This window comes from Salegentibacter salegens (genome assembly GCF_900142975.1).
GTDB classification, from domain to species: domain Bacteria; phylum Bacteroidota; class Bacteroidia; order Flavobacteriales; family Flavobacteriaceae; genus Salegentibacter; species Salegentibacter salegens.
Genome location: NZ_LT670848.1, coordinates 1291897 through 1306230, shown reverse-complemented (window position 1 = coordinate 1306230; position 14334 = coordinate 1291897). Strand labels below are relative to the sequence as shown.

Sequence of the window (14334 nt, the reverse complement as noted above, 5' to 3'; positions counted from 1 at the left end):
AGGATTAAGGTTTTAACTACGTGTTATAGTTTGTTAAACCTTTTCAATAGCCTAACTCGTTCATTAACTTTAGGATATAACCATAAAAATAAAAAATTATGAGTATTGTAAAAGTTATTGAAGTAATTGCAAGTTCAACAGAAAGTTTTGATGATGCAACAAGAAACGCTCTTGCAGAGGCTTCTAAAAGTGTAAAGAATATAGAATCGGTTTACGTAAAAGAAATGCATGCGAATGTTATTAATAATAAAATTGCTTCGTACGCCGTAAATGCAAAAATATCTTTTAAAAAAGAGAGCTAAAATTTAATTAGTTAGATTTCCTGGGGAAGTGGTTTATTAATTAAATTCTTCCCCATTTTTTATAACAACTTCTTCCCTTATAAGTCGAGCACTGCTTAAATTTCTATACTTCTTGAATCGCTTTCCACAGGAAAAAAATAAAGAATTTTTACTTTAATATTCTTCTATTTTAGTGCTGAAGTCAATTAATACGGGATTTCCCCCGTTTCAAAAATGTATTTATAGTCTTAAATTAAAGGTGAACTTTTTGGGACAATAACATAAGAATATGGTGGAAAATTACCTTTAAAAATTCTGGGTAAATTATTTTGAAGAAGAAAAGCTTTAAAACAATTATTTCAGTATAATAAGTTTATACCACTACTTTTTTATAGCGAATTTCTATAAAGGTTCTATGTCTAACCTTAATATTTGTGCTATGAACCCTTTTTATATTTTTCTTGAAAATTACAAAACAGCCACTTCCGGTTTTCATTTTTTGGCTAAGCTCTTTATTTTATTAATCCTGGCCTGGATTGTAATTGCGGCCATTTTTGCTGTATTGGGAACGCTTAACCTGATATTTTAGGCTCGTACTTTAAAAAAAACTATGTTGGCTTTTTAAGCTTGCCGGGTTAGTTTTGCGCTGGCATCACAAAACTGAACACAGTTTCTTTATCTGAAGAACTTACTTGTATATTACCTTTGTGAGCTGAAGCTATTTGTGATGCGATATAAAGACCCAGGCCTAAACCTTTTTTGGGTTCTTCTCCTTCAATGCGATAAAAAGGTTCAAATAATTTCTCTCTTACTTTTTTAGGAATTTTCACCCCATCGTTGGTGATTGCTAATTTAAACTCTCCATTTAAGCATATCGCTTCAAGTTCTATAGATTTTCCTGGAGTACCATGGGTGACTGCATTTCCTAAAAGATTGGAGCATAATTGTGCGATTCGGTTTGGATCGCAATCCACGGGATTTTTTATTTGAATATTTGAAGTTATCTTCTGGTCAGGAGAAATAATTTTCAATTCATTAATCACCTGTTTTAATACCTCCTCCAACTTTTTAGAATCTTTAGTTTTATTAAGTTTTATGCCTTCTCCTAATCGGCCGCGGGCAAAATCTAATAGATTATCAATTAAACCTTCCATTCTAATGCTGGTAGATTTAATAAGGGCTGCGTTACGCTTTACAAGCTCTTCCTTACTAAATTTCATTAAAATTTCAGCACTCATTCTGGTGGTAGCAATCGGGTTTTTTAAATCGTGACCTAAAATGGCGATAAACTGTTCCCGAAGTTCTGCTATATGTTGTTCTTCGTTAAGTTCCGCTACGGCGTTTTCTTTTTCTTCAATAGCTTCAAGATGAAAACTTATTAATTCAGCATAAAGCTGAAACATACCTCTAATTTCTTCAGTATCTATCTTGGCCTTTTTTTTATCTATGGCGCAAATAGTACCAAAGAAACTTCCATCTTTTTTATAAAGAGGAACCGAAATATAACTCGAAAATTTATACATCGCAGGAGTTGGATGTTGAGCATAAGTATCACTTGTAGCTACATTATCTATAAAAACAGCCTGCTCGTGCTGGCGTACTTCGTTACAAATGGTTGTTTCTACTTTAAGTTCATCTCCAGGTTTTAACCCGAATTCAATCTTATCGTTTACAGCGCAGGTAATCCATCTATCTTCTGTGACCCGGGCAATAGCAGTAAAACCCATCCCGGTTGTAAGACAAATAATATCCAATAACTGAGTAACGATGGGGATTTTATTAATATTTGCAACGTCTGCTTTATAATCTTTATGCAAGGTGGATGTCTTTATAAGAGTAAATTTTTAAGTGTAAAAAGTTTATAAAATTAGTAAATATTTTTGATTTCTGAAATTGTTGCAATTCAACTTACGCGCTTTATATCAATTTTCTACCTGCTCATTATCAAAATAATGTAGTCTGGATCATTCATTATTATTTTACCTGTCTTGCTACTTAACTTTAGGATATAATTAAATACAAGCTTGTACCTAAACCTTTTATAAATCCTAAAAATTAATTATTATGAAAACATTAGTCGTTATTTTGATGCTTGTGAGCTTTAGCTTTAGTAGCTACGCTCAGAGAATTACTGAACTGGAAGAAACTAGAATTGCTTTTTCTCCTTCTCCTATTATTCTCACTGAAACCGATAATCCCGATGAATACAGCTATAATGTTAGCGATAGTTTTGCTGCTGAATTCACTAAGAACCCGATGGCATTTATGGAGTCTTATTTTGATATTTCTAACTTTATTGAAGAAGTGAAATATAAAGATTATGATAGTTATCTAGTACGTTTTCATTCTAGTAAAGGTTTTCTTGAAGCCAATTATTCAAAAGAAGGAGTATTAAACCGAACCAGGCAGCTATTTAAAGATATTGCTTTGCCTCTCGCGGTAAGAAACGAATTATGGAGACAAACCGAAGGCTGGAGTATGGTAAATAATAGTTACAAAGCCAGGGGGCAGGGTAAGCTTCTGGATAAAGAACTTTATCGAATTAAAGTTGTAAAAAATAATAAATCGAAAATTATTAAAATTGATCCTAAAAATATAGAGCAAGAGCGGGTTGCCGGTATGTAATTTCTCTAGTCCTATTAATGCCTGTAAAGTTTAAGCTTCAGTCTAAAAGAAGCTCGCAAAAACTTTACAGGCATTTTTTATGTCTTTCCATAATCGAAATATTAATGCTTCGAGATAGTTTACTGCAAATATCAGGTTCTTTACATCAGAAAATTGATCTCTGGTAGCAAAATCAAGGGTATTCATAAAATTAATTTATTTGTTATCAGTTACTTAGGTGAAAAAATAATATTGAACAAGAAAAAATAGTTTTAAATTACATGGGTGAATCTTAAAGTAAAAATTATGAAAGCACTTGTTGTAGATGATGAAGAATTGGCAAGAAGAAGAGTGCTTAACCTACTTGCTGAAGTAAAGGAAATTGAAGTTTTGGGAGAATGCTCCAATGGGAAATCGGCCATTACCCAAATTAATAAGCTTAAGCCAGGACTTGTTTTCCTTGATATCAGTATGAAAGATATGAGTGGGTTTGAAGTGTTGCAAAAGCTTAATGTGAACCCAAAACCGGTAGTTGTTTTTGTAACGGCCTATGACAATTATGCCACTAAGGCTTTTGATGTAGAAGCCTTCGATTTCCTGCTGAAACCTTTTAGGGACGAGCGGTTTTTTAAAACTATAAAAAAGGTACTTAACATCTCAAATCTCGAAGTCCAGGAAAATTTTGAAAAGCGCCTGCAAACCTTATTTGAAGTTTATAGCAAAGACAGGAAAACTTCCAAAATTCCTTTAAAACTTCCGGTTAGGCAGGGAAACAAAACCGTTTTGCTAACACCTGGAGAAATCACTTATATCTGTGCCTCGGGTTATTATGCTGAAATTTACACTGAAAATAATAAATATTTACTTCGGGAATCTTTAAATAACCTGGAAGATTTTTTTAAAGATCACGCCTTTTTTAGAATTCATAGATCGGCCATTATTAACCTGAATCATATTAAAGAAATTGTGCATTCAGATTTCTCTGAAGTAGATGTAAAAATGAAGGACAATAAATTATTACGCATTAGTAAATCCAATAAAAAAGAATTATTTGATAAACTCGGAATTTAAAAGAATCTTAAAATGAGCTTTTCAGCCTTAAAAAATAAATATATAGACGTAAAGCTTATTTTGCTTTTGGCCGCTTTCTATACGTTATTTAACCTGGTATATTTGGGCAAACTGGCTTATATGCGAGCCTTTGTTTACAGGGAAATCGTAGAATCCTGGCACGATATTATTATCCACAATGTGCTTATAGACTGGATTATTGTAGTGATTTATATGAGCCTGATTGCGATAAGTACTAAGCGCCTTTTAGATAAAAATTATTCCTGGATTAGAATTTTTTTACTGCATACCTTATTTTCAATTTTAATAGGATTTGTAATTCGGTTTTTCTTTGATCTCCATGGGATTTTACTCGGCCTAATGACTTTTGCCGATTATAGTTTAAAAGCCAGCATAGACCGAATGATATTTGTGATAGATCTTAATTTTCTGATCTACTTTGCGATGATTTTCATCATCTACACTTATTATTATTTAAAACAGGTAAAAGAGACCGAAAAGCAAAAGATGCTGCTGGAATCACAACTCACCAATACGCGTATGAAGATGTTGTCTTCTCAACTGCAGCCACACTTTTTATTCAATACCTTAAATTCAATTTCGGTTTTAGTAGAAATGGATGCTAAAAAAGCCCAGGATACCATTGCAGATCTAAGCGACTTGCTTCGGGAAATCTTGTACAGTAGCGAGCATTATAAGGTTACTTTGAGAAAGGAATTACGAATGCTAGACTATTATCTAAATATTCTCACTTTAAGGTTTTCAGATCATTTAATAATCGAAAAGAATATAGACGAGAGCCTGTTAGATCACTTAGTGCCATCGCTACTACTACAACCCCTTATAGAGAATTCTGTAAAACACGGTTATTCTTACCATAATATACATCTAAAGATTGTAATCAATATTTATAAATCTAGAGGTTACCTGGTGCTTAGCGTCTATAATAATGGGAAACCACTTAGCGAGAAACAAGAAGCTTTGTTAGAAAAAGGAGTTGGGATTTCTAATACCAGGGATCGTTTACTCACACTTTATGGAAAAAGAGCGAGTTTTAAAATACGCAATAAAGAGGCTGGAGTAGAAACGCTAATAAAAATTCCCTTTTCCAAAACCTGATTATAAACTTAAACGTTCCCCGTTTTTACTGGCAGATTCATATATTTTTTCCAGGATTATAATATCTTTTAATCCATCTTCTCCGGGAACCATAACTTTTTTGTCGTTGATAATTGCCAGGGCATCATCATCCATTTGTACAGCTTGCTGATTTTTCCTGAATGGAGCTAAAACAGTCCCATCGCTGGCTTTTCCTTTAACTCCAGAATACGATTGAAAAGGCCTTAAATAATACCATCCATTATCACAATTGGTTTCAAGATTATTCATGCTTTCTCCAAAACTGGTTCTGCAATTGGCGGTAATTCCATTAGGAAATTCAAGATCAAATACCGTTGTTTCATCTACTTCATTAAAAATTTCGGGTCGATTAGTAATATGTTTTGCACTTACCGAAATTGGTTCCAACCCGGTGGTATACCTCGCGGCATTTAAAGGATAAACGCCCATATCATACATGGCGCCGCCACCCATTTCTTTTTCCAGTTTCCAGGGATTCATCGGGTCGCCGTAATAACCGGCTTCCGCTTTTAGGTTTTTCATTTTACCAAAAGGTTTGGTTTCAGCCCATTTCATTAAGGTTTGTGTATTTTTTTCGTGCTGCATTCTATAGCCAATAGAAAGTTTTACCCCATTTTTATTACAGGCCTCAATTATTTGCCGGCATTCTTTTGAAGTTTTCGCCATAGGTTTTTCACACCAAACGTGTTTCCCGGCATTCGCAGCTTTAATAGCATATTTAGCGTGCAATCCAGTAGGTACAACAATATAGATCACATCTATTTCATCGTTATTCGCTATATCTCCCATGTTCTCATAATTATACACATTTTGATCTTTTATCCCGTATTTCTTCTGCCATACCGGGATTTTCTCAGGGCTTCCTGTTACAATGCCACGTAGCTCACAATAATCGGTTTCCTGAAGTGCAGGAGCTAATTGCCCGGTGCTGTAATTTCCCAGGCCTAAGAGGGCAACACCTAGCTTTTCTTTATTCTTCGGAAGTAAAAAATTGGGTATTGGAAGGGTAGTAGCGGCAACAAATAATCCCGACTTTTTAATAAATGTTCTGCGATCTTGCATAATTATGTTTTTGGCTGAAGCCAAAAGTTACTCAAGCTTTTTTAAAATCAGTGGTCAAAAGTTATATTTAACTATTTTTTAAATGCTGATTATTAGTGTTTAGGCTGAATTTTCTTAACTTAAAAATGAAATTTAACTAAACTTATTATGAAAAAAATACTTTTTTTAACTGGAGATTTTGCTGAAGATTACGAAACCATGGTGCCTTTCCAGATGTTAGAAATGCTGGGTTACACCGTGCATACTGTTTGTCCTGGAAAGAAAAAAGGTGACAAGATAAAAACCGCAATTCACGATTTTGAAGGAGACCAAACCTATACCGAAAAACCCGGTCATTTATTTGAACTCAATTATTCTTTTGATGAGGTATTTCCAGACGATTATGACGGATTTGTAATGGCCGGTGGCCGCGCACCGGAATATTTGAGATTGAATAAAAAAGTAATAGAAATCACGAAACATTTCTTTGAGAAAGATAAACCGGTGGCTTCTATTTGTCATGCAATTCAAATTCTTACCGTGGCCAAGGTTCTCGAGGGCAGAACGCTTACAGCCTATCCAACTATAGGCCCAGAAATAGAACTGGTAGGAGGGAAGTATAAAGAGGTTAATCCTACCGAAGCCGTGGTAGATGGTAATTTAGTTACTTCACCAGCCTGGCCCGGTCACGCAGCGTTTATAAGAGAATTTGTAAAATTGCTTGGGGCAAAAATTGAGATTTAACCACCCCTTTCTTCAGCAAAGCTGAATTCATTCCCCTCCTTTGAAAGGAGGGGAGCTTTTCGCAATTTTAGTGTCAATAAATTCCTGTATTTCTTCTACAGGCGTTTTATAATCAAACCATTGAATATCGGGATCTTTTCTAAACCAGGTAAGTTGCCTTTTTGCGAATCTTCGGGTGTTTTTCTTGATTTCCGCTATAGCGGTTTCCAGGGAGATTTTTCCTTCTAAAAAACTGAAAAGCTCTTTGTAACCTACGGTATTTAAAGCATTAAGGTGTCGATTAAGAAAAAGTTTTTCAGCTTCTTCCAGTAATCCTTCCTTCATCATTAAATCTACACGCCGGTTAATCCGTTCATAGATTATTTCACGATCGGCGGTAAGCCCGATGCTTAGCGGGATAAAATTACGCTGTTTTTTAGGCTGATTTAAATAAGAAGAATAAGGTTTCCCCGAGGCAATAGATACCTCCAGGGCACGAATCACGCGCTGCGGATTTTCTATATCTGCTATTTTATAATATTGGGAGTCGCATTTTTGTAATTCCTCCTGTAGTGGAACCAGGCCTTTTTCCTCAAACTTTTGGTTGAGATCCTGTCTAATTTCCGAAGGTACTTCGGGAAAATAATCCAGTCCGTGCAGTACACTTTTGGTGTATAACCCACTGCCGCCAACCATAACCATAGCTTTTTTATTCTGAAACAATTCTTCTAATTTCTGAATGGCTTCAGTTTCAAAATCGCCAACATTATAAGCATCTTTAATAGAAATGTGTTGAATAAAATGATGTTTAGCCGCCTGTAATTCTTCAGCAGAAGGAACAGCGGTACCAATGCACATTTCTTTATAAAACTGCCGGGAATCTGCCGATATTATTTCGGTATCAAACTTATTTGCGAGTTTAATGGCTAAGGAAGTCTTCCCAATGGCGGTTGGCCCCGCGATATTAATAAGGTAATTAGTGTTCATGAAGTGATTTTCCGCAATTATGGCAAAATTCAGCATCATCTAAATGCTTTGTCTCGTTACAATGTGGGCAGGCTTGTGTATTTTTAGGAATTTTATCTTTCTCGGAACGAGTGATTTCAGAAGTCACGATTCCTGTTGGTACAGCAATAATTCCATATCCAACAATCATTATAAAAGAAGCGATAAACCTACCGAGCGGTGTCACGGGGTGAATATCTCCAAAACCAACGGTGGTAAGGGTCACAATTGCCCAATAAATACTAAGAGGAATATTATCAAAACCTCCTTTTTCTCCTTCCACCAAATGCATCACCGTGCCCATGATCACACAAATAATAAGCACAGCAAATAGAAAAACAATAATCTTAGGTCTGCTATTTCGTAATGCTAATAAAAGTCGGTTAGATTCTCCAATATATCGGGTAACTTTTAGAATCCTGAAGACTCTAAGTAATCTTAATGCTCTTACCGCAAAGAGTAAATTATGCCCCCCAAAGATAAATGCAAGATAGGTTGGTAGGGTTGAAAGTAAATCTACAATACCATAGAAACTGAAAATGTAATTTTTAGGTTTTTTAATGGCAATAACCCGCAAGATGTATTCAATGGTGAAAATTATGGTAATAATCCATTCAGCAATATAAAAATGCCAGTAAAATTTGAGGTTAAGGTCGCTAACGCTTTCCAGCATTACCAGGATGATACTTATAGCAATAACTATAAGTAGGGCAACATCAAAAAATTTACCTGCCGGAGTATCGGCCTCATAAATTATTTCGTGAATTTTAGATTTCCAGCCTGGTTTGGGTTGCGTTTTCAAAAAAAGATTTTTTTGGAATTATTCAAATTTAAAGAAATTCCGCTATGTTCTAAGTAATTAAAGTTTATTTAGTTTGCGGGGTTAAGGGTACAATTTTTAAGCGTGAATTTCGCCGTAAATAACTTTGAATAATATGCTGTGCATCGCGGTCGTTTTTCATAGGAGTAATTATAGACCTAATAATATCAATATTGCTAATCTGGTGGTTTAAATTAAAGTAACCAATGCCTTTAAATTGGCCATCCTCAACAAGAAGTGCACTTTTTTCGTCTATTTCACGCCCACGGTCTATAACCAGCATATGTTGGTTTTTATAGGAATGCTTATCAATTAATTCCCTCACTCTTTCGTTGTAAGACTCAACCGATTCTTCATTGATACAGGCCCCGTGGCATTTTTTTAGCGTATAATTAAAACAGTTTCCATTTCCTTTTTCAAGATTGCATAATTTATGGCAGAGTTCATATTTTTCTATCCACATCTCCATAACGTTTCGAGCTCGCTTTAGCGAAGAAAAAGTGGTAATACTGTGTTTTTTACCGGCACGGCCAATTTTTAAATTTATATAGCCGTTTTCATCGACAGAGTGGTAGAGGGCATGGCTAAATATATTCTTTTTTAAAACCTTGTTGTATTTAGGTTTGTTATGTTTTATTTCCTGGTTTTCTTTTAAAAGGGCCGCCAGTTCATTCCCTGTGGCTTCAAAACTAACCGAATTAACTTCTTTCTGCATTTCCCTGGCTTTACGCTGCTCGTTGGTGAAATGCTGGGTCACTCGTTTTTTTATATTCCTGCTTTTTCCAATGTAAATGATCTCGCCCTCTTCATTATGAAAATAATATACGCCTGTAATTCCTGGTAAATCTTCCAGGATATAAACAAGTCGGGTATCTATCTGGCGTTTGGGCTCTAATTTTACCGCATCTTTAAGAATGTTCTTCTCAATATCTTTTGCGAGTAACATTTTAAAAAGTTTCACGGTTGCCTGGGCGTCGCCACTGGCACGGTGCCTATCACTTAACGGAATTCCCAGTGCTCTAACCAATTTCCCCAAACTATAAGATGCCTGCCCCGGAATAAGTTTTTTGGATAGCTCTACGGTACAAAGTGATTTTCTTTCAAATTCGAAACCAAGCCTTTTAAATTCGGTGCGAAGAATTCTATAGTCAAATTTTGCATTGTGCGCTACCAAAACACAATCTGAAGTTATTTCTACAATGCGTTTAGCAACCTCGTAAAATTTGGGAGCATTACGAAGCATATCGTTATTAATTCCCGTGAGGTTTACCACAAAGGGTTGAATTGGTTTTTCGGGATTTACAAGGCTTATAAACTGGTCTATTACTTTTAAACCATCAAATTTATAAATTGCAATTTCGGTTATTCCTTCTTCGTTATATTTACCACCGGTGGTTTCTATGTCTACTACTGCGTACAAAAAATATTTTCTCTATTTTTTAATAATTCCGTTCACCAAAAATATCACTCCCTATGCGTACCATATTGCTACCGCAATCTAGAGCGATTTTATAGTCACCGCTCATTCCCATAGAAAGGATATTCATATTTGAATATGTCTCTTTAAAATCGTCAAAAACCGATTTAAGGTGTTCAAATTCTTTTTTAACCTGAGTTTCATCTTCGGTAAAAGTTGCCATTCCCATAAGGCCTTTTACTTTTACATTATTTAAGCTTTTAAACTTTTCTGAATCTAATATTTCTTTAGCTTCTTCAGAAGAAATTCCATATTTACTATCTTCTTCAGCAATTTTAATTTGAAGAAGGCAATCTATAGAACGTTCATTTTTGTCGGCTTCCTTATTAATTTCTTTCAATAATTTTAAACTATCTACCGCGTGAATCAGGGAAACATAAGGCGCCATATATTTCACCTTGTTTCGCTGCACGTGCCCCACCATATGCCATTCAATATCTTTGGGAAGTTTTTCCCATTTTTCGGTCATTTCCTGGATCTTATTCTCTCCAAATTGTCTTTGGCCTGCTTCATATGCTTCTACAAGATCTTCTATAGGTTTTGTTTTTGAAATAGCTACGAGAGTAATGTTTTCAGGGAGTTCAGCGCTATATTTTTTTATATTTTCAGAAATACTCATCAATCAATTTTTAGTTGGTTTCAAACTCGTAAATGGTTAGACCGTTTAAAAGTTTGGGTTCAATATAGGTGCTTTTTGGGGGCATCGTTAAGCCTTCGTCGGCGGTTTCCTTTATTTCCTCAATACTAAGAGGAAGCATTCCAAAACCGACTGCAAATTCCCCTTTATCTATACGAGTTTTAAGCTCAATTAAATCATTCTTACCGTGAATATAAGAAATACGCTTATCATTTCTTAGGTCTTCAATTCCCAAAATTGGCTGAAGCACCTTTTTATACAAAATATATGGATCTAATTTAGTCAAAGAATCCCCAAATTCATAGTTTGTTTTTCGCAAATAAAGCGAATAAAATTCCCCGTCTAAATACATATTAAAATGATGTTTTTGCAAAGGTTTATAAACTTCCATCCCGTGATTTTCAATTCTGAAATATTCATCTAGCTGTATAAGAAATTCTTCTTTTGTATGTCCGTTTAAATCGGTGATTAGCCTACTGTATTCGTGAATTCTAAGGTTACTCTCTGAAATAAGGTAACTCATAAAAAAGTTATAAGGTTCTTTTCCGGTATGGTTTGGATTAGCCTTCCTGGATTCCTGGGCCAGTAAATAAGATGAAGCGCTACGATGATGGCCATCTGCAATATACAAATGCGGCATTTTGTCAAATTCTTGCTGAATTTGGTTTAATAATTCTTCCTGATCTATTTTCCAGAGATAATGAATTTCCCGGTTTGCAGTGGCAAATTCGTATTCGGCCCGGGTTTCCATAACCTGGTCAATAACTTTATTTATTGTAGAATTATCGGGATAGGTGAGGAGTACAGGTTCGGTGTTAAAACCTACCACCTTAAGATAATCTTTGAATAAAGTCTCACGGCGGGCAATAGTATCTTCGTGCTTTTTTATAAGATTATTTTTATAATCCTCAGCACTGGCCGCGGCGATAATTCCGCAGCAACTACTTTCCCTGCTTACAATTTTATAAAGGTAGTAAGCCGGATTTTCATCTTTTATAAAAGAACTTTCTTCCCTAAATTCCAGGTAACGGTTTTTTACCATTTGAAAACGCTGGCCCCCGGTAATCTCGTGCTGAAATTTATAACCCGGATTCAGAATATGTAAAAATGAATACGGGTTATATTGTAAAATTGCTCTTATTTCAGCTTCAGTATAATCTTCAAAAGATTTTGTAGCTACAAGGCCGGCTTTGGCCCGTTGCGGTCTAACCGCTCTAAATGGAAGTATTTTTGTCAAATGTAATTATTGAAATTCTACTTACTTAGTGAGATTTAAAATGAGATCTAAAAAAATCTGAATTCGTCAAGTTATCCCGAAGCTTCGGGATTGTTTCAGGCTTTATCCCGGATTTATTTCGGTATTCTAACATGTTTTGAATAATAACAACTTAGATTCTGAAATAAATTCAGAATGACGTTTTAATAAATTTTCCAGATAGCTTTTTACTCGATAATCGAGATTTAAATGCTCTGAGGCTTGTCTCGAATCAAAATGTTTTTCTTATAAACTACCTCGTGGGCTTGCCCCGAGGTAGTTTACTTTGTCACTTTTTCATCGCAGTTTAAACCCAGGTTAATTTATTAATTAGCTGAATTGCGCAGAAACCTTTTCGGCTTTTTTGCTTTCAGAATAATCGTAAAAACCTTCCCCAGATTTTATTCCCAGTTTTCCGGCCATCACCATATTGGTTAATAACGGGCAAGGTGCGTATTTTGGATTTTTAAAACCTTCGTACATTACCTCCAGGATAGAATGACAAACATCTAAACCAATAAAATCGGCTAACTGAAGCGGACCCATTGGGTGCGCCATTCCTAATTTCATTACAGTGTCAATTTCCTTAACGCCGGCAACGTTGTTGTAAAAAGTTTCAATCGCCTCGTTTATCATGGGCATCAAAATGCGGTTGGCAACAAAGCCCGGGTAATCGTTAGCTTCAACAGGAACTTTTTTCAGGTTTTCTGAAAGTTCCATAATGCTTTTAGTAACCTTATCGCTGGTATTGTAACCGCGAATAATCTCTACCAGTTTCATAATTGGCACCGGATTCATAAAGTGCATTCCAATTACACGCTCCGGATTGGAAACTACAGAAGCGATTTTTGTAATAGAAATAGAAGAAGTATTACTCGCCAAAATGGTTGTTGCCGAACAATTTGAGTCCAGTTGCTTAAAGATCTTAAGTTTTAGGTCTTCATTTTCTGTAGCTGCTTCAACTACAAGGTCTATTTCTTTTACACCTTTAGGAATATCTGTGAAAGTGGTAATGTTGTTTAGTGTAGCTTCTTTATCTGCTTCGCTTATTTTTTCTTTGGAAACCATTCGATCTAAATTTCCCGAAATAGTTTTCATTCCCTTATCCAGACTTTCTTCTGAAATGTCTATAAGGTTTACTTTGTATCCAAATTGAGCAAAAGTGTGAGCGATTCCGTTGCCCATGGTTCCTGCTCCTATAACTGCTATATTTTTCATTGTGTGTGGTTTTTATTTAAAATTCAACTTTAAATTATGCTAAAATCGATTTCTAATTATTTACTAAAACTTTCAATAACTCCATTGGCAACGCGCAAAGCTTCAGCGCCCTGTTCCAGCGTCACTATTGGAGTGGTATCATTATTTATGGCATCGGCAAAAGTTTCCAACTCGTCTAAAATCGCGTTGTTTGGAGAAACATCCGGATTATCAAAATAGATCTGTTTTTTCACTCCTTCAGCATTTTGCAAGATCATCGCGTAATCATCGGGATTTTCGGGCGCATCTTTCATTTTCACCACCTCGCATTTTTTCTCCAGAAAATCTACCGAAATGTAAGCGTCTCGCTGAAAAAACCTGGATTTACGCATATTTTTCATTGAAATTCGGCTGGCGGTTAAGTTGGCTACGCATCCGTTTTCAAATTCAATTCTTGCATTGGCAATATCTGGGGTATCACTAATTACTGAAACTCCGCTGGCATTAATATTTTTAACCTTAGACTTTACTACGCTTAAAACCGCATCAATATCGTGGATCATTAAATCTAAAACCACGGGAACATCAGTACCACGCGGATTGAATTCTGCAAGGCGATGCGCCTCAATAAACATAGGATTTTCAATTCGGGAAGCTACAGCTCTAAAAGCAGGATTAAAGCGTTCTACGTGGCCAACCTGGCCTTTTACGCCGTGTTTTTTGGCTAAAGCGATAAGTTCTTCAGCTTCAGCAAAAGTGTTGGTGATGGGTTTTTCTATAAAAAGATGCTTCCCAGCGCTAATTGTCTTTTTAGCGACTTCAAAATGGGAAAGGGTCGGGGTTACTACATCTACCATATCTACTGCTACGATGAGGTCTTCTATAGTATCAAAATTTTTATAACCGAATTCCGCAGAAATCTTTTCAGCATTTTCTGAATTAGCATCGTAGAAACCTACGAGTTCGTACTTTTCAGACTGATTAAGTAATTTGAGATGGATCTTTCCTAAGTGTCCTGCACCAAGCACGCCGACTTTCAACATATTATTTAGCATTTTTCACAAAAATAGCATTTTGATTGTA

General features: G+C 35.5%; 15 protein-coding genes. 6 read left to right on the top strand and 9 right to left on the bottom strand.

Annotated features, from left to right (window positions below):
* Positions 1-98: 98 nt before the first annotated feature.
* Positions 99-302 carry a dodecin family protein gene (locus B5488_RS05890; protein ID WP_075327335.1) on the top strand — a complete coding sequence of 68 codons (204 nt, stop codon included), beginning with the start codon at positions 99-101 and terminating at the stop codon, positions 300-302.
* A gap of 418 nt (positions 303-720) precedes the next feature.
* The gene (locus B5488_RS17840; RefSeq protein WP_154045343.1) at positions 721-870 is read left to right on the top strand and encodes a hypothetical protein; all 150 of its coding nucleotides are present in this window, start codon (positions 721-723) and stop codon (positions 868-870) included.
* 46 nt (positions 871-916) lie between these two features.
* On the opposite strand, the gene B5488_RS05885 is transcribed toward B5488_RS17840, so the two are convergent.
* Positions 917-2098 carry a GAF domain-containing sensor histidine kinase gene (locus B5488_RS05885; RefSeq protein WP_197686304.1) on the bottom strand — a complete coding sequence of 394 codons (1182 nt, stop codon included), beginning with the start codon at positions 2096-2098 and terminating at the stop codon, positions 917-919.
* 247 nt (positions 2099-2345) lie between these two features.
* Between B5488_RS05885 and B5488_RS05880 the strand changes: the two genes are divergently transcribed.
* The 3 genes from B5488_RS05880 to B5488_RS05870 all read left to right on the top strand — a co-directional run bounded on the left by B5488_RS05880 (position 2346) and on the right by B5488_RS05870 (position 5075).
* Positions 2346-2906 (top strand): hypothetical protein, encoded by a 561-nt coding sequence (locus B5488_RS05880; RefSeq protein ID WP_146128773.1) that lies wholly within the window; start codon positions 2346-2348, stop codon positions 2904-2906.
* A 285-nt stretch (positions 2907-3191) separates the two neighbouring features.
* Positions 3192-3956, top strand: a complete 765-nt coding sequence (locus B5488_RS05875) for a LytR/AlgR family response regulator transcription factor (RefSeq protein WP_079734414.1) — start codon at positions 3192-3194, stop codon at positions 3954-3956.
* Positions 3957-3968: 12 nt separating this feature from the next.
* Entirely contained in the window at positions 3969-5075 is a 1107-nt protein-coding gene (locus B5488_RS05870; protein ID WP_079734413.1) for a sensor histidine kinase, read from the top strand.
* Here the strand turns inward: B5488_RS05870 and B5488_RS05865 are convergent, their stop codons facing one another.
* On the bottom strand, positions 5076-6158 hold the full coding sequence (locus B5488_RS05865; protein ID WP_079736538.1) for a Gfo/Idh/MocA family protein: 1083 nt from the start codon (positions 6156-6158) through the stop codon (positions 5076-5078).
* A gap of 147 nt (positions 6159-6305) precedes the next feature.
* Here B5488_RS05865 and B5488_RS05860 point away from each other — a divergent pair, with 147 nt between their 5' ends.
* Positions 6306-6881 carry a DJ-1/PfpI family protein gene (locus tag B5488_RS05860; RefSeq protein WP_079734412.1) on the top strand — a complete coding sequence of 192 codons (576 nt, stop codon included), beginning with the start codon at positions 6306-6308 and terminating at the stop codon, positions 6879-6881.
* Positions 6882-6908: 27 nt separating this feature from the next.
* Here the strand turns inward: B5488_RS05860 and miaA are convergent, their stop codons facing one another.
* The 7 genes from miaA to B5488_RS05825 form a co-directional block, all read right to left on the bottom strand.
* Complete coding sequence (miaA, locus tag B5488_RS05855; protein WP_079734411.1) at positions 6909-7847, bottom strand: tRNA (adenosine(37)-N6)-dimethylallyltransferase MiaA; 939 nt, start codon at positions 7845-7847, stop codon at positions 6909-6911.
* Positions 7837-8667, bottom strand: a complete 831-nt coding sequence (locus tag B5488_RS05850; RefSeq protein ID WP_079734410.1) for an ion transporter — start codon at positions 8665-8667, stop codon at positions 7837-7839. The genes miaA and B5488_RS05850 overlap by 11 nt, the downstream gene beginning before the upstream one ends.
* Positions 8668-8731: 64 nt before the next feature.
* Positions 8732-10105 (bottom strand): exonuclease domain-containing protein, encoded by a 1374-nt coding sequence (locus tag B5488_RS05845; RefSeq protein ID WP_079734409.1) that lies wholly within the window; start codon positions 10103-10105, stop codon positions 8732-8734.
* A gap of 19 nt (positions 10106-10124) precedes the next feature.
* Positions 10125-10781 carry a YggS family pyridoxal phosphate-dependent enzyme gene (locus B5488_RS05840; protein WP_079734408.1) on the bottom strand — a complete coding sequence of 219 codons (657 nt, stop codon included), beginning with the start codon at positions 10779-10781 and terminating at the stop codon, positions 10125-10127.
* Between the two features lie 10 nt (positions 10782-10791).
* A complete protein-coding gene (locus B5488_RS05835) occupies positions 10792-12036 on the bottom strand; it encodes a DUF1015 domain-containing protein (protein ID WP_079734407.1) in 1245 nt (414 codons plus the stop codon).
* A gap of 348 nt (positions 12037-12384) precedes the next feature.
* Positions 12385-13272 (bottom strand): 3-hydroxyacyl-CoA dehydrogenase family protein, encoded by an 888-nt coding sequence (locus B5488_RS05830; protein ID WP_079734406.1) that lies wholly within the window; start codon positions 13270-13272, stop codon positions 12385-12387.
* 56 nt (positions 13273-13328) lie between these two features.
* A complete protein-coding gene (locus tag B5488_RS05825) occupies positions 13329-14294 on the bottom strand; it encodes a Gfo/Idh/MocA family protein (RefSeq protein ID WP_079734405.1) in 966 nt (321 codons plus the stop codon).
* Positions 14295-14334: the final 40 nt, after the last annotated feature.